The sequence below is a fragment of the Paraburkholderia sp. OAS925 genome (genome assembly GCF_040543975.1).
GTDB lineage: Bacteria > Pseudomonadota > Gammaproteobacteria > Burkholderiales > Burkholderiaceae > Paraburkholderia > Paraburkholderia graminis.
Map to the genome: position 1 here is coordinate 3,192,609 of NZ_JBEUNO010000001.1, position 21,398 is coordinate 3,214,006.

The 21,398-nt window shown below is 62.8% G+C and carries 19 protein-coding genes, 1 tRNA gene and 1 pseudogene; 10 read left to right on the forward strand and 11 right to left on the reverse strand.

What is annotated here, in order from left to right:
- Positions 1 to 126 precede the first annotated feature (126 nt).
- A complete protein-coding gene (locus ABIE53_RS13875; protein WP_114156255.1) occupies positions 127 to 2,475 on the forward strand; it encodes an FdhF/YdeP family oxidoreductase in 2,349 nt (782 codons plus the stop codon).
- 4 nt (positions 2,476 to 2,479) lie between these two features.
- Here ABIE53_RS13875 and ABIE53_RS13880 read toward each other — a convergent pair whose 3' ends face one another.
- The 5 genes from ABIE53_RS13880 to ABIE53_RS13900 form a co-directional block, all read right to left on the reverse strand.
- Positions 2,480 to 2,986 carry a M48 metallopeptidase family protein gene (locus ABIE53_RS13880; protein WP_029967545.1) on the reverse strand — a complete coding sequence of 169 codons (507 nt, stop codon included), beginning with the start codon at positions 2,984 to 2,986 and terminating at the stop codon, positions 2,480 to 2,482.
- Between the two features lie 100 nt (positions 2,987 to 3,086).
- The gene (locus ABIE53_RS13885; RefSeq protein ID WP_044021750.1) at positions 3,087 to 4,385 is read right to left on the reverse strand and encodes an L-fuconate dehydratase; all 1,299 of its coding nucleotides are present in this window, start codon (positions 4,383 to 4,385) and stop codon (positions 3,087 to 3,089) included.
- 54 nt (positions 4,386 to 4,439) lie between these two features.
- Entirely contained in the window at positions 4,440 to 5,381 is a 942-nt protein-coding gene (locus ABIE53_RS13890; protein ID WP_006051221.1) for an ABC transporter substrate-binding protein, read from the reverse strand.
- A 93-nt stretch (positions 5,382 to 5,474) separates the two neighbouring features.
- Positions 5,475 to 6,500 carry an ABC transporter permease gene (locus ABIE53_RS13895; protein WP_006051220.1) on the reverse strand — a complete coding sequence of 342 codons (1,026 nt, stop codon included), beginning with the start codon at positions 6,498 to 6,500 and terminating at the stop codon, positions 5,475 to 5,477.
- A 16-nt stretch (positions 6,501 to 6,516) separates the two neighbouring features.
- The gene (locus ABIE53_RS13900; RefSeq protein WP_029967549.1) at positions 6,517 to 8,028 is read right to left on the reverse strand and encodes a sugar ABC transporter ATP-binding protein; all 1,512 of its coding nucleotides are present in this window, start codon (positions 8,026 to 8,028) and stop codon (positions 6,517 to 6,519) included.
- Positions 8,029 to 8,531: 503 nt separating this feature from the next.
- Here ABIE53_RS13900 and ABIE53_RS13905 point away from each other — a divergent pair.
- Both ABIE53_RS13905 and ABIE53_RS13910 read left to right on the forward strand, forming a co-directional pair.
- A complete protein-coding gene (locus tag ABIE53_RS13905) occupies positions 8,532 to 9,287 on the forward strand; it encodes an SDR family oxidoreductase (RefSeq protein ID WP_114156256.1) in 756 nt (251 codons plus the stop codon).
- Between the two features lie 146 nt (positions 9,288 to 9,433).
- The gene (locus ABIE53_RS13910) at positions 9,434 to 10,306 is read left to right on the forward strand and encodes a hypothetical protein (RefSeq protein ID WP_114156257.1); all 873 of its coding nucleotides are present in this window, start codon (positions 9,434 to 9,436) and stop codon (positions 10,304 to 10,306) included.
- A gap of 58 nt (positions 10,307 to 10,364) precedes the next feature.
- On the opposite strand, the gene ABIE53_RS13915 is transcribed toward ABIE53_RS13910, so the two are convergent.
- The 3 genes from ABIE53_RS13915 to ABIE53_RS13925 all read right to left on the reverse strand — a co-directional run bounded on the left by ABIE53_RS13915 (position 10,365) and on the right by ABIE53_RS13925 (position 12,151).
- Positions 10,365 to 10,772, reverse strand: coding sequence for a cupin domain-containing protein (locus ABIE53_RS13915; RefSeq protein ID WP_006051216.1), 408 nt, complete (start codon positions 10,770 to 10,772; stop codon positions 10,365 to 10,367).
- Between the two features lie 351 nt (positions 10,773 to 11,123).
- Entirely contained in the window at positions 11,124 to 11,816 is a 693-nt protein-coding gene (locus tag ABIE53_RS13920) for a class I SAM-dependent methyltransferase (RefSeq protein WP_376915336.1), read from the reverse strand.
- A 250-nt stretch (positions 11,817 to 12,066) separates the two neighbouring features.
- Positions 12,067 to 12,151: transfer RNA gene (locus ABIE53_RS13925), tRNA-Leu, on the reverse strand.
- A 195-nt stretch (positions 12,152 to 12,346) separates the two neighbouring features.
- Between ABIE53_RS13925 and ABIE53_RS13930 the strand changes: the two genes are divergently transcribed.
- The 6 genes from ABIE53_RS13930 (at position 12,347) to ABIE53_RS13955 (ending at position 18,284) form a co-directional block, all read left to right on the forward strand.
- Entirely contained in the window at positions 12,347 to 13,414 is a 1,068-nt protein-coding gene (locus ABIE53_RS13930) for a LacI family DNA-binding transcriptional regulator (RefSeq protein ID WP_114156258.1), read from the forward strand.
- A 109-nt stretch (positions 13,415 to 13,523) separates the two neighbouring features.
- Positions 13,524 to 14,564 (forward strand): ABC transporter substrate-binding protein, encoded by a 1,041-nt coding sequence (locus ABIE53_RS13935; RefSeq protein ID WP_374710191.1) that lies wholly within the window; start codon positions 13,524 to 13,526, stop codon positions 14,562 to 14,564.
- Positions 14,561 to 15,385, forward strand: a complete 825-nt coding sequence (locus tag ABIE53_RS13940; RefSeq protein ID WP_006052464.1) for an ABC transporter permease — start codon at positions 14,561 to 14,563, stop codon at positions 15,383 to 15,385. The genes ABIE53_RS13935 and ABIE53_RS13940 overlap by 4 nt, the downstream gene beginning before the upstream one ends.
- Positions 15,386 to 15,435: 50 nt before the next feature.
- Complete coding sequence (locus ABIE53_RS13945; RefSeq protein WP_029967561.1) at positions 15,436 to 16,347, forward strand: ABC transporter permease; 912 nt, start codon at positions 15,436 to 15,438, stop codon at positions 16,345 to 16,347.
- Positions 16,344 to 17,414 (forward strand): ABC transporter ATP-binding protein, encoded by a 1,071-nt coding sequence (locus ABIE53_RS13950; protein WP_192698847.1) that lies wholly within the window; start codon positions 16,344 to 16,346, stop codon positions 17,412 to 17,414. Before ABIE53_RS13945 ends, ABIE53_RS13950 begins: the two co-directional genes overlap by 4 nt.
- Positions 17,415 to 17,456: 42 nt before the next feature.
- The gene (locus ABIE53_RS13955) at positions 17,457 to 18,284 is read left to right on the forward strand and encodes a phosphodiesterase (protein ID WP_114156260.1); all 828 of its coding nucleotides are present in this window, start codon (positions 17,457 to 17,459) and stop codon (positions 18,282 to 18,284) included.
- Between the two features lie 20 nt (positions 18,285 to 18,304).
- Here ABIE53_RS13955 and ABIE53_RS13960 read toward each other — a convergent pair whose 3' ends face one another.
- A complete protein-coding gene (locus ABIE53_RS13960) occupies positions 18,305 to 18,820 on the reverse strand; it encodes a DUF2569 domain-containing protein (RefSeq protein ID WP_114156261.1) in 516 nt (171 codons plus the stop codon).
- A gap of 186 nt (positions 18,821 to 19,006) precedes the next feature.
- Between ABIE53_RS13960 and ABIE53_RS13965 the strand changes: the two genes are divergently transcribed.
- On the forward strand, positions 19,007 to 20,209 hold the full coding sequence (locus ABIE53_RS13965) for an MFS transporter (protein WP_029967567.1): 1,203 nt from the start codon (positions 19,007 to 19,009) through the stop codon (positions 20,207 to 20,209).
- 27 nt (positions 20,210 to 20,236) lie between these two features.
- Here ABIE53_RS13965 and ABIE53_RS13970 read toward each other — a convergent pair whose 3' ends face one another.
- Together ABIE53_RS13970 and ABIE53_RS13975 are read right to left on the reverse strand one after the other, a co-directional pair.
- Positions 20,237 to 20,686 carry a response regulator gene (locus ABIE53_RS13970; RefSeq protein ID WP_029967568.1) on the reverse strand — a complete coding sequence of 150 codons (450 nt, stop codon included), beginning with the start codon at positions 20,684 to 20,686 and terminating at the stop codon, positions 20,237 to 20,239.
- Positions 20,686 to 21,319 (reverse strand): annotated as a pseudogene (locus ABIE53_RS13975) (response regulator). The gene ABIE53_RS13970 and the pseudogene ABIE53_RS13975 overlap by 1 nt, the downstream one beginning before the upstream one ends.
- Positions 21,320 to 21,398 lie beyond the last annotated feature (79 nt).

Here is a 21,398-nt window from a genome sequence, read left to right on the forward strand (position 1 = left end):
TATGACAAAACGCAAGAACTGTATCCCTTCCCTTTTTGTTTTTCTGTATGCTGCACTGCGATTGGAACACAGTAGTCTTGGAACATCGGCCCGAAAAGCCATGACAAGACCACGCGCGGCAACATCATGAAGAACACCGACATCCGCAATAAATCAGGCGCCGACACCAGCGGCGCCCGCATCGAGCCGTACACGCACCCGGCGGCCGGCTGGGGCGCGCTCAAGTACGTCGCCATCAACCTGATCAAGGAAAAGGTCACGGGCGGCAATTACCGCACGCTGCTCAAGCAGAATCAGCCGGACGGCTTCGACTGTCCGGGCTGCGCGTGGCCCGACCGCGAGCATGCGTCCACGTTCGAGTTCTGCGAGAACGGCGTGAAGGCGGTCGCCGCCGAGGCGACCAGCAAGCGCGTGACGCCCGCGTTCTTCGCGGAGCATACGGTCGCCGAACTGATGACGCAGTCCGACTTCGAGCTCGAACAGCACGGCCGCCTGACCGACCCGCTCGTCTACGACGCGATGAGCGACCGTTACGTGCCGATCGGCTGGGACGAAGCGTTCGATCTGATCGCGAGCCATCTGAAGCGCCTCGAGGATCCGGACCAGGCCGCGTTCTACACGTCGGGCCGCGCAAGCAACGAAGCTGCGTTTCTCTACCAGTTGTTCGTGCGCATGTACGGCACCAACAATTTCCCCGACTGCTCGAACATGTGCCACGAAGCGACGAGCCGCGGCTTGCCGCACACGGTCGGCATCGGCAAAGGCACGGTCACGCTCGACGACTTCGAACACGCGGACACGCTGCTGATCTTCGGCCAGAACCCGGCGACCAACCATCCGCGGATGCTCGGCGAACTGCGCGAGTGCGCAAAGCGCGGCGCGACCATCGTGTCGATCAATCCGCTGAAGGAGCGCGGGCTGGAGCGTTTCGCGAGCCCGCAGCATCCGGTGGAAATGCTGACGATGGGCAGCACGAAAATCAGCTCGGTGTTTATCCGCCCGAAGGTCGGCGGCGACTTCGCGCTCATCAAGGGCGTGGCCAAGCGCGTGATCGAACTCGATGACGAAGCGCAGGCGTCCAGTCTGGCTCGCGTGCTCGACGTCGCGTTCCTCGCCGAACACACGGTCGGCTTCGAGGCGTTCGCACAAGACTTGCGCACTGAGCGCTGGGACACCATCGTCGCGGAATCGGGCGTGCCGTACGAAGACGTGCTGAAGCTCGCCGACATCTACGCGAAAGGCCGCGCGGTGATCTCGACGTGGGGCATGGGTCTCACGCAGCACAAGAATTCGGTGGCGACAGTGCAACTGCTGTCGAACCTGATGATGATGCGCGGCAATATCGGCCGGCGCGGCGCGGGGCTGTGCCCGGTGCGCGGCCATTCGAACGTGCAGGGCGACCGCACTGTCGGCATCGAGGAAAAGCCCACGCAGGCGTTTCTCGACCGGCTCGGCGAGGTGTACGGTTTCGAGCCGCCGCGCGAGCATGGGCTCGATGTCGTCAACACGATTCAGGCGATGCTCGATCGCAAGGTGAAAGTGTTTATCGGTCTCGGCGGCAACTTCTCGATTGCGACGCCGGACACGCCGCGCACGTGGGAAGCGATGCGTTCGTGCGATCTCACCGTGCACATCACGACGAAGCTGAACCGCAGCCATCTCGTGCATGGCCGCGATGCGCTGATTCTGCCGACGCTCGGCCGCACCGAGATCGACTTGCAGAACGGCGTCGCGCAAGGCGTGAGCGTCGAGGATTCGATGAGCATGGTGCACATCTCGTACGGCATGAATAAGCCGGCTTCAGAAAATCTGCTCTCCGAAATCGCGATCGTCGCGCGCATGGCGCACGCGACGCTCGGCAGCGACAAGGTCGACTGGCTCGCGCATGCCGCGGACTACGCGCTGATTCGCGACGGCATCGCGAAAGTGATCGACGGCTTTGACGATTACAACGAGCGTCTGAAGCGGCCGGGCGGCTTCCATCTCGGCGTCGCATCGCGTGAACGGATCTGGAAAACGCCGAGCGGCAAGGCGCAGTTCCTCGTGCATGCCATCGCGCTCGACACGCCGATTCATCGCGCGCGCGAGCAGCATGGCGAGCGCCTGATGACGCTGATGACGACGCGTTCGCACGATCAGTACAACACGACGATTTACGGGCTCGACGACCGCTATCGCGGCGTGTACGGACAGCGGCGCGTGCTGTTCGCCAACAAGGACGACATCGCGATGCTGGGTTTCGCGGCCGGACAGCGCGTGGACATCACGAGCGTGTGGGCCGACGGCATCGAGCGTCACGCGGATGGCTTTTTGCTGGTCGAATACGACATTCCACGCGGCTGCCTCGGCGCTTACTATCCGGAGACGAATCCGCTCGTGCCGCTGTCGTCGGTTGCGGACGGCGCGGGCACGCCGACTTCGAAGTCGATTCCCGTGTTGTTGAAGGCGTCGGCGCTCGAGGCCGTCGCGGCCTGACGCATCAGGTCTGCGCCTTCGCCAACGCGCGATGCGTGAGGTGAAGCCGCAGATCGAATTCGAACTGATGGTAGCCCGGCTGCATGAACTCGCAGAGGCGGTAAAACGCCTTGTTGTGATCGCTTTCCTTCAGATGCGCGAGTTCGTGCACCACGATCATCTTCAGAAACTCCGGCGCCGCGTTTTTGAATAACGACGCGATGCGGATTTCCTTCTTCGCCTTCAGCTTGCCGCCCTGCACACGCGAGATGCTCGTGTGCAGACCCAACGCGTGGCGCATCACATCGAGCTTGCTGTCGTACGTGACCTTGTCGATCTGCTCCGCGCTGCGCAAATGCTCGCGCTTCAATTCCGCGCAATACGTGTAGAGCGCACGGTCGGTTTGCACGTCATGCGTATTCGGATAGCGGGCAGCGAGGTATGCGCCGAGTTGATCGTCGGCGATGAGCTTGGTGACTTTGTCGAGCAGCGCGGGCGGATAGCCGCTCAGGTATTTCAAATGATGATGCATGGTCGTGGCCTGGCGTGGGCGGCCTGCGTGTCGAATACTTCGCAAGCAGGTCGCTAAACGGCGAGTTTACACGGCCGTCTCTTCGCTTGCCTCGCGTGCATCAGATGCGCCAGGCGGCGCCGCCAGGAAAATCATGCTGATCGAGCGAGTCCGCGTGAATCTCGATGCTGTAGCCCGGACGCTGCGGCGGCATATAACGGCCGTTGCGGATCACAACAGGATCGACGAAATGCTCGTGCAAATGATCCACGTATTCGAGCACGCGGTTCTCCAGCGACGCCGACACGCAAATATAGTCGAACAGCGAAATATGCTGGACGTACTCGCATAAACCGACGCCGCCCGCGTGCGGACACACCGGCACGCCGAACTTCGCCGCCATCAGCAGCACGACGATTACTTCGTTCAGACCGCCCAGCCGGCAACTGTCGACCTGGCAAAAGTCGATCGCATGCGCCTGCAGCAACTGCTTGAACATCACGCGGTTATGACAGTGCTCGCCGGTCGCTACGCCGATCGGTGCGAGCCGCGCGCGAATCGCCGCGTGACCGAGAATGTCGTCGGGGCTCGTCGGCTCCTCGATCCACCACGGATCGAATTGCGCGAGATGCCGCATGTTGGCGATGGCTTCATCGACGTCCCACACCTGGTTCGCGTCCATCATCAGCTTGCGGCCGGGGCCGATTTCCTCGCGCAAAATGCGGGCGCGGCGCATGTCTTCATCCAGATTGCCGCCGACCTTCTGCTTGAAATGCGTCCAGCCCTGCGCGACGCCTTCGCGCGCGAGGCGGCGAATCTTGTCGTCGTCGTAGCCGAGCCAGCCCGCCGAGGTCGTGTAAGCCGGGTAGCCTTGCGCGAGCATTTCCTTCTCGCGCACGGCCTTGGTTGCCGCGTGACGATGCAGCATCGCGATCGCCTCGTGCGGCGTGATGACGTCGGTCACATAGCGAAAGTCGAGACAGCGCACGAGTTCTTCGGGGCTCATGTCGACGAGCAGCTTCCACACCGGCTTGCCTTCCGCTTTCGCCCACAGGTCCCACACGGCATTGACGACCGCCGCGGTGGCCAGATGGATCGCGCCCTTGTCCGGACCGATCCAGCGCAACTGGCTGTCCGACGTCAGTGCGCGCCAGAACGCGCCCATGTTCGCGGCAATGTCCTCGAGCGTTTTACCGACGACGAGCGGCGCGAGCGCCTCCACCGCCCTCACGCAGATTTCATTGCCGCGCCCGATCGTGAACGTCAGGCCATGACCCACGAGCGCTTGCGGCGCGTCCGTTTCGAGCGTCACGTAAGTGGCCGAATAATCGGGCGCGGCGTTCATTGCGTCGGAGCCGTCGAGCGAGCGCGAGGTCGGAAAGCGAATGTCCCGCACCGACAGCCGGGTGATGGTAGTGATCGTGGTGCTGGTGGTCATGTCACACGCTCCTCGACGGCTGCATTCGGGCGACGATCAATCGTAGAGCACCGCCGCGATCTTTGGATCGTTCATGTTGCTCTTGTCGTACCAGTAAAAGCCGGTGTCGACTTTCTTCGGCAGCTTTTCGCCTTTGAGCGCCTTGACCGCGGAATCCACCACGCATTTGCCGATGCCGATCGGGTTCTGCGTGATCGCGCCCGCCATCAGCCCTGAGTTGATGTCGTCCTTCTGCTCCTTGCCCGAGTCGTAGCCGATCAGCACGAGCTTCTTGCCCGACTCCTTGACGCCGATTGCCGCGCCTTCCGCGGAGCCTTCGTTCGCGCCGAAAATGCCCTTCAGGTTCGGGTTCGCCTGAATCATCGCCTTGGCGATTTCCGCGGACTTCAGGTGGTCGCCGCCGCCGTATTGCACGGACACGATCTTCACATTCGGATGCTTGCTCTTCATCTGGTTCACGAAGCCGTCGCGCCGGTCGATGCCCGTGCGGCTCGTCTGATCGTGCACGATCACGCCGACATCGCCCGCATTGCCGATGGCGTCGGCCATCTTGTCGGCGGCGAGCGCGGCGGCGGCGAGATTGTCGGTCGAGCAGGTCGTGAGCGGGATGTCGCTGTCCACGCCGGAGTCGAATGCGATCACCGGAATCTTCGCCGACTGCGCGCGTCTCAGGAGCGGAATGGCCGCCTTGCTATCGAGCGCGGCAATGCCGATGGCTTGCGGTTTTTTCGCGAGCGCGGCCGACAGCATGTCGATCTGCTTGTCGACCATCGCCTCGGTTTCCGGGCCTTCGAACGTGATTCTGACCTTGTGTTCCTTCGCGCCCTGCTCCGCGCCGGCTTTGACGGCCTGCCAGAACTGATGCTGGAAACCCTTCGAAATGAGCGGGATATAAACGTCGTCGGCATGAGCGAGATTCGCCCCGCCGATGAGCGCGCTCAAGCCGACCACGACGCCGAATGCTTTCCGATTCAACATGGACTCTCTCCTCCTAAGGTGTGGACCTTCTTCTTCTACAGTCGTCGGGGAAGCGTTATCGCGCCTCCCTTGTTGATATTGTCCGGCGCGAGTTCAGCGTTTTCTGCGCCGCAGGATGTCGGCGTAGACCGCGAGAATGATGATGAGGCCCGTCACCACGATCTGCCATTCCTGAGCGACCGACATGATGCGCAAGCCATTGGTCAGCACGCTCATGATGAATGCGCCGATGATGGTGCCGAGTATCGTCCCCGAGCCGCCCGACAGGGACGTGCCGCCGATCACCACCGCCGCGATCGCTTCGAGCTCGTAACCCTGGCCGAGCGCCGGCTGCGCCGAGTTTAGACGCGACGCGATGAGCAGACCCGCGATGCCGCAAATCGCGCCGCCAAGGCCATAAATGGCGATCTTCCAGCGATCGACGTTCACGCCTGACAGCCGCACCGCTTCTTCGTTGCTGCCGAGCGCGAACGTGTAGCGTCCGAGCGCCGTGCGATTGAGCGTGATCGAGCTGGCGATCGCGAGGAAGAACAGGATCAGCACCGCGTTCGGAATCGGCAGGCTCGGCACGAAATAGCCGATCAGCGAGTCCTGCGAAATCATGTAGAAGTTTTCGGTGTCGGTGAAATAGATCGGCTTGTCCGCCGACACCACGAGCGACAGTCCCTTGAGCAGCAGCATCATGCCGAGCGTCGCGATGAACGGCGGGATTTTCATCTTCGCGGTGAGCGTGCCGGAGATCGTCCCGCAGATCGCGCCCGTGCCGATGGCCGCGAGCACGCCGAGCCACATCGGCAGATGCCAATACGTGAGAAAGACGCCGCAAATCACCGCGGTAAAGGTCATCAACGTGCCGACCGACAGATCGATGCCGCCCGTGATAATGACGAAGGTCGACGCAATGGCGAGCACGCCGTTGACCGCCGTCGCCTGCAGAATGCCGAGGATGTTGTCCATCTGCATGAATGCCGGCGACGCGAAGCTGAAAAACACCAGCAGCAGAATGAGGCTCGCGAAGGCGAGCATCTTTTGCAACGCCGTCGGCGAGAAGATGCGGGCCTTCAGGCCGCTCAGGCGCCGCGCGCCGGTGAGCGCGGAGGAATCGGATTGCACTGTCATAGCGTCCTCTCGCGGCTCACGCCGCTTTCAGGGTTTGGCGCTGCGTGGCCAGATGCATGATGCGCTCCTGCGTCGCTTCTTTCGCGCTGAGTTCGCCGGTAATGCGGCCCTCGCACATCACGACGATGCGGTCGCTCATGCGCAGAATCTCCGGCAGCTCCGACGAAATCATCACGATCGCCTTGCCCTCTTCCGCGAGCGAGCGCAGCAGTTTGTAGATCTCGCTTTTTGCGCCGACATCGATGCCGCGCGTGGGTTCGTCGAAGAACAGCACGTCGCAGTCACGCTCCAGCCACTTCGCGATGACGATCTTCTGCTGGTTGCCGCCGGACAGGAGCCGCACTTCCTGACTCGCCGACGGCGTGCGGATTGCCAGCAGATTGATGAAATGACTCGCGCGGCGGCGCATCCGCGCGCGGCGCAAAAAGAAGTTGAGGGACAGGAAATTGCGCAGGTTCGACATGACGATGTTCGACTCGACGTCCATGCCCGTTGCAAGCCCGAAGCGCTTGCGGTCTTCGGAGAGATAGCCGATGCCGTGCGCGACTGCATCGCTTGGATTTTTAATCGACGCTTTCGCGCCTTTCACGAAGATTTCGCCGGACTCGACGGGGTCCGCGCCGAACACCGCGCGCGCGACCTCGGTGCGGCCCGCGCCCATCAAACCGGCAAAGCCGAGTATCTCGCCCTGGCGCAACGTGAAGCTCACATCGCGCACGAGCGGCCCGGCATTCAGATGCCTGACTTCGAGCGCGGTCTCGCCTTGCGCCGCATCGCGCGCGGCGGGCGTTGCGTCGCTCAAGGTGCGTCCGACCATCATGCCGATGATCGCCTCGACGGTGGTGTTCGCGGCGTCGACGGTGGCGACATATTCGCCGTCGCGCAGCACGGTGACGCGGTCGGCGATCTGCTTCAGTTCGTCCATCTTGTGCGAGATGTAGACGATGCCGACGCCCCGCGATTTCAGTTCGCGAATGATGCGAAACAGCTCGGCGATTTCGGCGTCGTTGAGCGCGGACGTGGGCTCGTCCATGATGAGCACGCGCGAGTCGAACGACAACGCCTTGGCGATCTCCACCATCTGCTGGCTCGCGACGGTCAGCTCGCCGACCATCGCGCGCGGATCGAGATTCACATGCATGCGCGACAGAATTTCGCGCGCCGCGATGTTGAGTTTGTCTTCGTCGAGAAAGAGGCCGAGCCGCCCGCGCGGCTCACGGCCGATGAAGATGTTCTGCGCGACCGTGAGGTGATTCATCAGTTGGAGTTCCTGATGAATGATGCCGACGCCCGCGGCTTGCGCGTCGCGCGGGCTCAGGAATTCGGCCGGCTCGCCGCCAACCAGGATTTCGCCGGAATCGCGCGTGTACACGCCGGCGAGGATTTTCATCAGCGTCGATTTGCCGGCGCCGTTCTCGCCCATCAGCGCGTGGACTTCGCCCGCCATCAGTTCGAACTGGACGTCGTGAAGCGCCCGCACGCCGGGAAAGCTCTTGCTGAGCTTTTTGACGGAAATCAGCGGGGTCATGGCGCGACGCCGACGACGGCTGCACGGCAAACGCTCGCCTCAACCCGGCAGGCGGAGCGCGAAAGCGCCGGACGGCGCGCGGTGGTTCGACTGAAATCGCAACGAGAAGCCAGGCACATTGCTGGACCCCCAAACCGATGTGCGACGATTCTACGACGCGCGAAGGCAGCGGCTCAAGTGCAGGCATTCCCGAGTGTCTGGAGTGGTTACGGGGGTCGTTTGTGCAGAGTTTGGGATTTTTCAGACAAGCCTGCCTCCGCAAACACCGCTTCTACAGGTTTCGTTCGGTCGTGATCCCATGCCGATCCGTTCCCTGATTGGTGCCGGGCCGGCAACGCCATGTGTCTCCATGCATGCCTACCGCAGCAGGCAGGGCCCGCCTATGATCGTGGTGTGATTCAACGAGCGTAGCGCGTGCTCAGGGCAGCGAACCGTCCCTGATCTTTCATCAACTGCATTCGAACCCGAATGGGGTGTCGAGTGATCGATAAAGGACAGCAATCATGAAAATCGTCGTGATCGGAGGCACCGGCCTGATCGGCTCGAAGGCTGTCGCCATTCTGCGCGAGAACGGCCACGAGGTCGTCGCTGCATCGCCCAGAAGCGGTATCAACAGCATCACCGGAGAGGGACTCAACGAAGCGGTGGCCGGCGCGCAGGTGGTGATCGACCTCGCCAATTCACCGTCGTTCGAAGACAAGGCCGTGCTGGAGTTCTTCGAGGTTTCCACCCGCAATCTTCTTGCGGCTGAGGCAGCGGCGGGCGTCCAGCATCATGTCGCGCTCTCCATCGTCGGAATCGAGCGGACGCCGGAGAACGGCTATTTCCGCGCCAAGGTCGCGCAGGAAAAGCTGATCGTGAAATCCGGCATCCCCTACACCGTGATCCGCTCGACACAGTTCCTGGAGTTCCTCGGCGGCATCGCCGAGTCGGGTGCGGATGGAAACGTCATCAGGGTCTCGCCCGGCCTGTTTCAGCCCATCGCGGCTGACGACGTTGCCGCGATCGTGGCCGACGTGGCGCTTGCGGCGCCGCGCAACGGCATCGTCGAGATTGCCGGCCCGGAAAAAGCGCCGTTCAACGAAATCATCGCCCGCTATCTGAAGGCCGCCGGCGATCCGCGCGAGGTCGTGAGAGACCCGGAGGCCCGATACTTCGGCGGCCTGGTCGACGACCAGTCGCTGGTGCCGTTGGGCGACGCGCGCTTGGGCCGCATCGGCCTGGACGAATGGCTGCGTCACTCGCAGGCCGGAGCCTGAAACATTACTGGCGTGCGCGTCGAATCCTGCCCGGGCGGCTCACGCCCGGGCGCACGCATTTCAGAGCCGCCTTCATCTAACGCCTACCTGGCGGCCAGTTCCGCGCTACGATTGGTCGCCTCGTCCCGACATACTCATTCACCATCATGCGTACCATCCAGATCCTGCTTCAAACGACCATCCTGCCCAGCAGCAACGACTGGTCGATTGCGCGATTCAGCCGCCTCGCGGAATTGCTGCGGACGTATCGAGATCCCGAAGGGCGCGTGGCCTTCAATGTCGTTGCTCGCGACCGCGAGCGGCTCGGGGAGCCGGACCCGATTCTTTCGCGTCTCGATGAGAGCGAGTTCGACGAGTTGTGGTTGTTTGCCGTCGACGAAGGCGACGGTCTAACCTCGGAAGATTGCGAGGGAATCACGCGATTCCGACGCGCGGGCCGCGGCCTGCTGGTCACGAGGGATCACATGGATGTGGGCAGTTCACTCTGCACGTTAGGCGGAGTGGGCAAGGCGCACCATTTTCACACGCGCAATCGGCACCCCGACCCATCGCGACATGTGGCCGACGACCCGTTCTCGACCCACATCTCGTGGCCCAATTTTCACTCGGGCAGAAACGGAGACTTCCAGGAAATCACGATCGTGGGCCCCACACATCCCGTGTTGGCGGACCCCGATTCTCCCGGCGGCGCAATCCGGTTCCTGCCGGCACATCCGCATGAAGGCGCCGTCGAGGCTCCTGAGGACGAACCCGCCCGAGTGATCGCACGAGGCAAGAGCAAAGCAACGGGCAAGAGTTTCAATCTTGCAGTCGCATTCGAACCTTCGGTCCGCGGAGGTCCGGCAGTCGCGCAAAGTACCTTTCATCATTTTGCGGACTACAACTGGGATGCGCGACTCGGTTGCCCGAGCTTTGTGAGCGAGCCTCCTGGAAACACGATGCAGAGCGAGCCGCAAGCGTTGCGCGACGTTCACCGCTATTCGGTCAACGTCGCGCTGTGGCTGGCTGGTGCGCTGTGAATCTGACGCGGTTTGCGCACAGTCGCACAATTGGACTATCGACGTATGACGAACGCGCTTACTTCTCCGGCACCAGAACAGGCGCGCCCTTGTCCTTCAGAAGAAGCACGATGAACTTCGCGGGTTGCGTCTGGCTTGCGTTGCGCCCGACGGTATGGACATCGTTCGGCCCTTCGTAGAAGGTCTGCCCAGGCGTGAGCGTGACTTCCTTGCCGCCCTTGACCTGCATCACAATCGATCCCTCCAGCACATAGACGAAGGCGTGCGCATGATGCCGATGAACGGGATCGACGGAACCCGGCGGATAGGTCACGGTGATCATCAGCGCTTCCTTGCCGGGATAATCGTCGAGCGCCTTTTCCATCAGCGGCGCCACGACGGCTTCGGGCGCCGCCGCACCGGCCACGCCGACATGCGCAGCCGCGACGACGAGCATGGCGATTGCAGTGTTCTTTGGTGAAAACATGATGTGCCTCTCAAATAGCGCGCCCTGCCCATGCGCGACGAAGTTGGCAAGGAACGGAAGAAGTGGACGCTGTGGTGAACGCTCGCGCCTGGCGGATGCCGTGAGCGGCGATGAGCGCCACGAAGTCATCGTAGGCCGACGTGGTGTGGCGCGGTAGACCCGCGGATGGGATCACGGTGTTGTCCGGCTGGCACCAATCAGGCACAAGCAGGCGCCGGCAACGCGGGAAACGTATCGGCGGTTAGTGCGGTGCTCTGTGCGGTGCTCTGTGCGGTGCTCTGTGCGGTGGTTTGTGCGGAGTTTGTGATTTAGCCGCGCCAAACGAATAGCAGTTGGCACGGCGAATCGCTGTCACAAGAGTCCTATCGACCGTCCTCTGCGTCCTCGCGATGCAAAGACTTCGCCGGTATTAACGTCTGATCTGCGAATCTTCCACAATTCGCGATGAACTTCGACCCCGGCAATCATGCGGTTGCGGGTCATGTCTTCCAGCAGATCGACCATCAGATTCGCCGGAGACGGAACGGGGAACCAGCCATTATCGGATGCCTGAAATGCATCCTGAAACGACCAGTTCCAATCTTCAATGATGTAAAGACCGCCAGGGCGAACCAATGGGAAAAGCGTCTTGAACGACGTTTTCGTCTGCTCGTAAAAGTGCGAAGCGTCGTCTACCACCAGGTCCAGTTCACCGCCGAAATCTTCGTCGACGATTTGATGGAGTTTAGCTACGTCGTCTTGCGATGTACCGTAGTAAAGCCTGGCGCGGCCGGCATTCTTCTCGACGTATTCATCGAGCGCGGGGATGGGAGTAGTCGATAACTCGAGAGCCGAGATCTTTTCGGGCTTTAAAAGCTGATCCAGAAAGACGAAGGAGCCGCCCTGATAAACGCCTAATTCAAGTACTTTTCGGCATTCTTCCGGACGAAGCGATGTGTAGTGCCCGAGGAAGTTTTTTGCCTTCATGAGAAGGAACTCATTTCCCTCGGACTTCAATTTGCTGCCACCGTGCTCATAATTCATGCGCAAGATGTAGCCACCCATCTCGAAGTCCGTGTCGCTCTTCCAATTCAGGTTATGCATGATCGATAAATCTCTCTCGCGGATTCTCAATTAATGAATTAATCGCCTTCGCTGCAGATGAGCATCGCTTCGACCGCAGCGAAAACTCTACCACACAGGAAAGATTGTGTAAGGAGTATGGGCGAATCCGCCGTGAGGAGATGGGTGAAGTGCTGAAGTGGCGGCGGCGTCAATTGAATCGGAGACGCACGCGCCGAAAGCCCTGGTTCTCTGGTGCCGGGAACCGGACTCGAACCGGCAAGCCGTTAGGCGGCGGATTTTAAGTCCGCTATGTTTACCAATTTCATCATCCCGGCGAGGGAGGCAAAACCGCGTGGACGCGCATTCTACCATTGGCCGCCGGGCCAACCAACGGGCTAATCAACCGCGCCAGCCGCCACCTCACAACCCTCCACTCCCCCGCCGCGCCGAAGTCATCCCCCGGTCACAAACGTTCCCGATAATCGGCACCGAAAACGTTTACATCGAACGGACACCACCGAGCGGAAACCATGACCCCGACGATCAAGGATGTCGCTGCGCACGCGGGCTTTTCCATCGCGACGGTCTCGCGCGCGATCAACGCGCCGCACACCGTGAATCCCGTCACGCTCGACAAGGTCCGGCAGTCCATCGACGCGCTGCGCTTCCGGCCCAACCCGCTCGGACGTCAGTTGCGCGGCGAGCGCACGCGCCTGATCGGCGTGATCGTGCCGACGCTCGCGAATCCGGTGTTCGCCGAATGCCTGCAGGGCATCGACGAACTCGCGGCGGCGCACGGCTACCGGCTCATGCTGATGACCACGCAATACGACGCCGACCGCGAACGACGCGCGATCGAAACGCTGCGCGAACATCGCGTGGAAGGGTTGATCCTCACAGTCACCGACGCCGACACGCATCCGCTTCTCGACGAACTCGATCGCGACGGCCTCCTCTATGTGCTGATGCACAACGACACGGTGCGGCGTCCGTCGGTGTCCGTCGACAACCGTCTGGCCGCGTACGAAGGCGTGCGCATGCTGATCGCTCACGGCCATCGCCGCATCCTGATGCTCGCCGGCACGCTCGCCGCGTCGGACCGCGCGCGTCAACGTCACCTCGGCTATGCACAGGCGATGCAGCAAGCCGGCCTCATGCCCGCCCCCGCGCTCGAAGTCGACTTCAACGCGGACGAACTCGCGCCCTCGGTGCTCGCGCATCTGACGCACGGCGCGAATCGCCCGAGCGCGCTTTTCTGCAGCAACGATCTGCTCGCGATGGTCGTGATGCGCGGCCTGGGCCGCGCGCGTCTGCAGATTCCGCGCGATATGTCGATTCTCGGTTTCGACGGCCTCGCGATGGGCGAACTGCTGTCGCCGCCGCTCGCGAGCGTCTGCGCGCCGAACCGTGAGATCGGCTGCGCGGCGTGGCGTCGCTTGCTCGCGCGCGTCACGAGCAGCGACGAAGGCATGAGCGATGCGCCGCTCGCGCTGACGCTGCCGCACAGTCTGCGCGAAGGCGCGACCATCGCCGCGATTTCGAACCGTAACGACACCGCCGCGCCGCAAACGAATACGCGCTTTCATCTAGCGTCCTGAATAACAACTGCCTGAAAACAGGCGATCCAACCACCCGCCATCTTTTTTCGTGAGGATAACTACAGTGATCCGCTCTCCCCTTCGACTTGCATCGCCGCCAAGCTCGCTGATGCGCCGCCTCGCGCAGTCCACCGTATTCGCCGCCGGCGGCGTGCTGGCAAGCGCCGCACTCGCCGCGCTTGCCATCATCGCGCCGCAAACAGCCCGCGCCGACGAAACCGCAATCTGCTACAACTGTCCGCCGGAATGGGCCGACTGGGCCAGCCAGATCAAGGCCATTCAGCAAAAGACCGGCATTCGCGTGCCGTTCGACAACAAGAACTCGGGCCAGTCGATTGCTCAGTTGATGGCCGAGCAGAAAAGCCCCGTCGCGGACGTCGTGTATCTCGGCGTATCGTCGGCATTCCAGGCGAAGGACAAGGGCGTGGTCGAGCCGTACAAGCCCGCGCATTGGGACGACATTCCCGCGAACCTGAAAGACCCGCAAGGCTACTGGTTCACGATTCACTCGGGCACGCTCGGCTTCTTCGTCAACAAGGACGCGCTCGAAGGCAAGCCGGTGCCGCGCTCGTGGGCCGACCTGCTCAAGCCCGAGTACAAAGGCATGATCGGCTACCTCGATCCGTCGAGCGCGTTCGTCGGCTATGCAGGCGCGGTCGCGGTGAATCAGGCGCTCGGCGGCACGCTGGATAACTTCGAGCCGGGCCTCGACTGGTTCCGCAAATTGAAGGCCAACGCGCCGATCGTGCCGAAGCAAACGGCCTACGCGCGCGTCATGTCCGGCGAAATTCCGATTCTGCTCGACTACGATTTCGACGCCTATCGCGCGAAATATAAAGACCATGCAAACGTCGAATTCGTGATTCCGAAAGAAGGCACGATCTCGGTGCCGTATGTGATGAGCCTCGTGAAGGGCGCGCCGCACGAAGCGAACGGCAAGAAGGTGCTGGATTTCGTGCTCTCCGACGAAGGCCAGAAACTGTGGGCCGATGCGTATCTGCGTCCCGTGCGCGCGAATGCGATGAGCGCGCAAACCGCCGCGAAGTTTCTGCCGGCCAGCGACTATGCGCGCGCAAAACCGGTCGACTTCGGCAAGATGGCCGAGAAGCAGGCGAGCTTCGGCGAACGCTATTTGCAGGTGATGCATTGAACGACATCACGTTCCCGCTGCGCTGGCGCATTGCATTGCTCGCGCCGGCGCTCGCGGTTTTCATCGCGTTCTGGCTGTTGCCGATGGGCGCGCTCGCGCAACTGAGCGGCGACGGCCACGCGTTCGCCACCTATCGCGCGATGCTGACGAATCCGCGCTACATGTCGAGCCTCGGCGCAACGGTCATGCTGTCCGCAGCCGTCACGGCGGCAACGCTGGTGCTTTCGGTGATCGCCGGTCTGCTGCTCGCGCGCCGCGAGTTCGCGTTCAAGCGCACGCTGCTCGCATTGCTGACGTTTCCGCTCGCGTTTCCCGGCGTCGTGGTCGGCTTCATGGTCATCATGCTCGCGGGACGGCAAGGGCTGATCGGCGCGCTCTCACTCAAACTCACCGGCGACCGCTGGGTGTTCGCGTACTCGATGAGCGGTCTCTTTCTCGGCTACCTGTACTTCTCGATTCCGCGTGTGATCGTCACGGTGATGGCCTCGGCGACGAAGCTCGATGCGTCGCTCGAGGAAGCCGCGCGTTCGCTCGGCGCATCGCCGTGGCGCATCACGCGCGATGTCGTGTTGCCTGCGCTCTCGCCCGGTTTGATCGCGGCCGGCGCGGTGTGCTTCGCGACCGCGATGGGCGCATTCGGCACCGCCTTCACGCTCGCCACCGACATCGACGTATTGCCGATGACCATCTACACCGAGTTCACGCTCAACGCGAACATGATCACCGCGGCCGGACTTTCGATCGTGCTCGGCATCGTCACGTGGGCCGTGCTCGCATTGGCGCGCAGCGTGAGCGGTTCCGCTGTGGCGGCGAGCGCATGAGCGCCGTCGTCGAACATGACGCCGGCGAAAACGGTAAGCAGGACTTCTCCATGAATTCGATCACTGTTTCTTCACAGGCTGCGGCCGGCAAAAAGCCGCGCTCGCGACTGCGCTTGCCCGATAGCCGAGCATGGCTCGCGGCGGGCCAGTGGCTCGTCACGCTGCTGCTGTGCGCATTTCTGATCGTGCCGGTCGTGATGTCGATTCTCGCGGGTCTCACGGTGAATTACTTCAAGGGCATCTCGAGCGGCTTCACGCTGCGCTGGCTCGGCGAGGTGTGGACCCAGTATCACGGCTCGGTGTTTCTCTCGCTCGAAGTCGCGGCGGCCACGCTCTTTATTACGCTGTTGACCGGCGTGCCTGCAGGCTACGTGCTCGCGCGCAGCAAGACGCGGCTGTCGCGCGTCATCGAAGAGTTTCTTGTGCTGCCGATCGCGCTGCCTGGGCTCGCGTCCGCGCTGGCGCTGCTCGTCGTGTATGGCGGCTTCACGATGTTTCGCATGAGCGTTGCGTTTATCGTCGTCGGGCATGTGGTGTTCACGCTGCCGTTCATGGTGCGCGCGGTCGCGGCGGTGTGTGCGAGCAGCGATCTGCGCACGCTCGAGGAAGGCGCGGCGAGTCTCGGCGCGAGCTTCATGCAGCGCTTCGTGACCATCGTACTGCCTAATGCGAGGCCGGGCATCGTGGCGGGCGCGCTCGCGGTGCTCACGCTTTCCATCGGCGAATTCAATCTGACGTGGATGCTGCACACGCCCGACACGAAGACGCTGCCGGTCGGTCTCGCCGACACCTACGCGTCGTTGCGCATTGAAATCGGCAGCGCCTACACGATTCTCTTTTTCATCATGACGATGCCGCTGCTCGTCGCAATGCAATGGCTCGGCGTCGATGCGACCGGCCAGCGCAGCGCGGCGAAAAAACGCGGCGCCGCTTCCGCTACGAAGTCCATCACGACGCCATGACACTCGCTTCTATTCCTGCTTCTATTCCTATCACGCTGACGCAGTGCGCGAAAACGTTTCGCGGCACACGTGTGCTCGAACCGGTCGATCTGCGCATCGAAGCAGGAGAAACGCTCGTGCTGCTCGGCCCGTCCGGTTGCGGCAAGACCACTACGCTGCGCATGATCGCCGGACTCGAAACGCCCGACGCCGGAGGCCGCATCGCATTTGGCAACGACGACGTGACGGCCCTGCCTATCGAAAAACGCCAGGTGGGCATGGTGTTTCAGAGCTATGCGCTGTTTCCGAATCTGACGGTACGCGGCAACATCGGCTATGGCCTGAAGATCAAACGCGTGCCTGCGGAAAACGCACGGCGACGCATCGACGAATTGCTCGCGATGATGCGTCTGACCGACCACGCCGATAAACCGATCGATCAACTGTCGGGCGGTCAGCGTCAGCGCGTCGCACTTGCTCGCGCGCTGGCCGTCGAGCCGCGCGTGCTGCTGCTCGACGAACCGCTTACCGCGCTCGACGCGCGCCTGCGCGACGCGTTGCGCAGCGACATGAACACGCTGCTGCGCGACCTCGGCATCACGACCGTCTATGTGACGCACGATCAGGCCGAAGCAATGGAACTCGGCGACCGCATCGTCGTAATGAGTGCGGGACGTATCGAGCAGATCGGCTCGCCGCGCGACATCTACTATCGGCCTGCTAATCGTGCGGTCGCGCAATTCGTCGGCACGATCAATCGCGTTGCCGGCGAGCGGCGCGGCGGCATGCTGACGACCATCGGCGGCGCAGTGCCGCTGCCTTCGGCGCATCGGGATCTATCGGCGCAGTCGGACTCGACGCACGAAATTTTCTTCCGTCCCGAAGACGCATTCCTCGCCGATCCCGATCACGCGCAGTTGCGCGGCCTCATCGAAAGCAGTGCGTTTCTCGGTGAGCGCACGCGCTTGACGATTAGCGGCGCCGCGCCCGATGCGCTCTTCGTCGATGTCGCGGGCCGCGTCGAACTGGCGCGCGGCACGCCGGTCGGCATTTCGATCGGGCACGACGCGCTGATTGCGCTATCGTAACGAAGCCGCGCATTAAACCGCGCGCAACACAAAGGACTACCCATGCTGCTGGCTCAAGTTAGCGACCTGCATATCAAGCGGCCCGGCGCGCTCGCCTATCGCCGCGTCGATACGGCCGCGCACTTCGCGCGCTGCGTCGCCGCGCTGAACGCGTTGAACCCTCGGCCGGACGTCGTCATCATGACCGGCGACCTCGTCGATCAGGGCGAACCGCAACAGTACGAGCACCTGAAAACGCTGCTCGCGCCGCTTCAAATCCCCTACTTTCTGCTCGTCGGCAATCACGACGACCGCGCCGCATTGCGCGCCGCGTTTCCCGATCGAGCGGAATTGCACGGCGGCGATGCGTTCGTGCAGTACGCGGCCGACATCGGTCCGCTACGGCTGATCGCACTCGATTCGATGGTGCCGGGTCAAAGCGCCGGTACGCTGTGCGACGCGCGGCTTTCGTGGCTCGCCGCGCAACTCGATGCGGCGAACGGCAAGCCGACCGTGATCGCGCTGCATCATCCGCCGTTTGCGTGCGGCATCGGACATATGGATGCGTTGCGGCTCGATCCGCTCGCCGCCGACAAGCTCGCCGCATTGATCGCGCGTTATCCGAACGTGGAGCGCGTGATCTGCGGACACGTGCATCGCTCGATGTTCGTGCGCTTTGGCGGCACGATCGCGTCCGCGGTGCCGGCGCCCGCGCATCAGGTCGCGCTCGATCTTCGCGACGAGGCACCGTCGGCATTCATGATGGAGCCGCCCGCGTATGCGCTGCATCGCTACGATCCGGCGACGGGCATCGTCACGCATCACGCGTATGTCGATGCCGCCGACGGTCCATATCCGTTTTATGAGCCGGAAGGCGCGTTGATCGACTGAACGCGTACTGTGTGTAAAGCTCAGCGGTTCACGAAGGTCTGACGCACGCGCCGCGACATGCGGAAATAAGGTATTCCCAACGCGGCCGCGACGATCGCCTGCATCAGGCCATCGAACGGAATCGCGATGTCGATACCGATTGCGTGCGTCATGTAATCGCTCAGCAGATATGCGCCAGTTCGCATCGCGAGAATCGCGCCGAGCCACGCCTGCACGTGCCGCGGCAAGCGCGCCGATTTGCGCCACGCGAGCAGCGCGAACCATCCGATGCCCGCGACCATGAACGCGCCGATCGCCACGTCCATGCCGACCATCGCGATCACCGCGCGATACCAGCCATGCGTCGCGGCGCGAACGAACACGGCGAGCAACTCCCATTCGAGCATCATTTCGAGCGGATCGCGCAACGCGATCGCAGTGACGAACGCCCACGCGGCGAGGCACATCAGCGCGACCAGCAGACATCCGCCAATTCGCCGCGGCGCAAGCTCAGCTTGCGCGTGACGTCGGCTCAAACACACAGTGCGTTGTTTCATCGGATCGTGCGAGGTGGGCAGAAATAGCCCGCCGATTCTACGAACCCCACCGCATCAAATCTCGCATTTTTGTCACAAACGAGCCGTGCATCCGAATGGCGGCGGGTCAGCACGATCCGACACGCTCCGGTATGATCGGCACGCTTGAGGACCGCGCATGGGCCGGTCCGCCGACCGCCCTCTCTCATGTCCACGTCCAACGCGTCCGCCCCCGCTTCCGCCGATCCATCGCTGCGCGGCCTGCTGCTTCTGCTCGCCACCATCGCCGGTGTCGCGGTCGCGAACATCTATTACAACCAGCCGCTGCTCGACAACTTCCGGCAGTCGTTTCCGGCAAGCGCGTCGTGGGTCGGCGTGGTGCCGGCCGTCACGCAGCTCGGCTACGCGGCCGGCATGCTGTTGCTCGCGCCGCTCGGTGACCGCTTCGACCGGCGTGCACTGATCCTGCTGCAAACCGCGGGCATGTGCATCGCGCTCGTCGTGGCCGCCGCCGCGCCGGCGCTGCCGGTGCTGGTTGCCGCGAGTCTCGCGATCGGCGTGCTCGCCACCATCGCGCAGCAGGCGGTGCCGTTCGCCGCCGAACTCGCGCCGCCGTCGCAGCGCGGTCATGCGGTGGGCACGGTGATGAGCGGCCTGCTGCTCGGCATTCTGCTTGCGCGAACCGCAGCGGGCTTCGTCGCGGAATACTTCGGCTGGCGCGCGGTATTCGCGGTGTCGGTGCTCGCGTTGCTCGCGCTCGCCGTGGTGATCGTGCTGCGTCTGCCGAAGAGCAAGCCGACTTCCACGCTGTCGTACGGCAAGCTGCTGGTGTCGATGTGGCATCTGGTCGTCGAACATCGCGCGTTGCGTGAAGCGTCGCTGACGGGCGCCGCGCTCTTCGCCGGATTCAGCATCTTCTGGTCGGTGCTCGCGCTGCTATTGGCCGGGCCGCCCTTTCATCTCGGACCGCAGGCCGCTGGCCTGTTCGGCATCGTCGGCGCGGCCGGCGCGCTCGCTGCGCCGCTCGCGGGCAAGTTCGCCGACCGTCGCGGACCGCGCGCGATCATCACGTTGTCCATCGTGCTGGTGGCGATTTCGTTTGTCGTGTTCGGCTTTTCCGCGAAGAGCATCGCGGGGCTCGTGATCGGCGTGATCGTGCTCGACGTGGGCGTGCAGGCCGCGCAGATTTCGAATCAGTCACGCATCTATGCGCTGAAGCCCGACGCGCGCAGCCGCGTGAATACGGTGTACATGGTCGCGTATTTCATCGGCGGAGCCCTCGGTTCCGCTGTGGGCGCCGCTGTATGGCCGGTGTTCGGATGGGTGGGCGTGAGCGTCGCGGGTCTGGTGTTCGCGGGCCTGGCCGCATGGAATCATCTGGCGCTGCAGGCTCGTACCGCAAAAGATTGATTGCGCTTGTTGCTGTGTGGCGAGCGCTCAGCCGTGGCTGCGCGCGAGCGCATATTCGTGCAGCGCGTCGATCACGCGATCGAATTCGAACGACTTGTCGTAGAAGTGGCGCACGCCATACTGCTCGCAGCGCTCGCGATAGGCGGGCAACGCGTGGTTGGTCAGCACCGCCGCGAACACCGAGTCGATCAAGCCTTCGCGCTGCAAATAAGCCAGTACGGGCACGCCTGAACCGCGCTTCAGTTGCAGGTCGACGATCACCGCGTCGAACGCTTCGTCGCCAAGGAGCGCGATGGCTTCGTCGGCGGAATCGGCATACGCGGCCACTTGCAGCGAACCGGACGCGTCGATGGCTTCCACCAGGCTGCGGCGGATCAGCGGCGAATCCTCGATAAGCAGCACGCGCAACGGCGCGTGACTGGCTGATCCGGCAACGGTATTCGATTCGCTGTTCATCGGCATCTCTCGATCGTCCATTATTCGATCAGGCCGTTCTTGATCGCGTAATAAGTGAGATCGGCATTGTTCGCCAGCCGCATCTTCTCGAGCACGCGAGCCCGGTACGTGCTCACCGTTTTCACGGACAAATGCAGTTCTTCGGCAATCTGCGTGGGAATCTGCCCCGCCGCCAGCTTGCAAAAAATCTGGAACTCGCGTTCGGACAGCGCTTCGTGCGGCCGCGCCGCCGCCGGGCTTGTCGAGATTGTCGGCGAGCGTGTCGGCCACCGCCTCCGATAAATAGCGATGACCTCGCGCCACCGCGCGAATCGCCCGCACGATCTCGTCCGGCTCGCAGTCCTTGTTCAGATAACCGTTCGCGCCCGCGCGCAGCAGGTTGATCGCGTACTGGCTCTCCGGATAGCCGGAGAGGATCAGCACGCCCTGCTCGGGGCGCACCTGCTTGATGACGCGCAGCGTGTCGATGCCGTTCTTGTCCGGCATCGCGATGTCGAGCAGCACGACGTCGAATGCCTGCTCGCGCACGAGGCTGATGGTCTCGTCGCCGGTGGCGGCTTCCGCAGCGACGCACATGTCCGGCTCGTCGGCGACGAACTGCCTGAAACCGCCTCGGACGATCGCATGATCGTCGGCTATCAACACTCGAATCATCGGCTTGGTGTCCGTACGATGGAATCGCTCCAAAGCAGACATTGTAATGACGTCGCGCCGGCGTTCGACGTTATCGGCT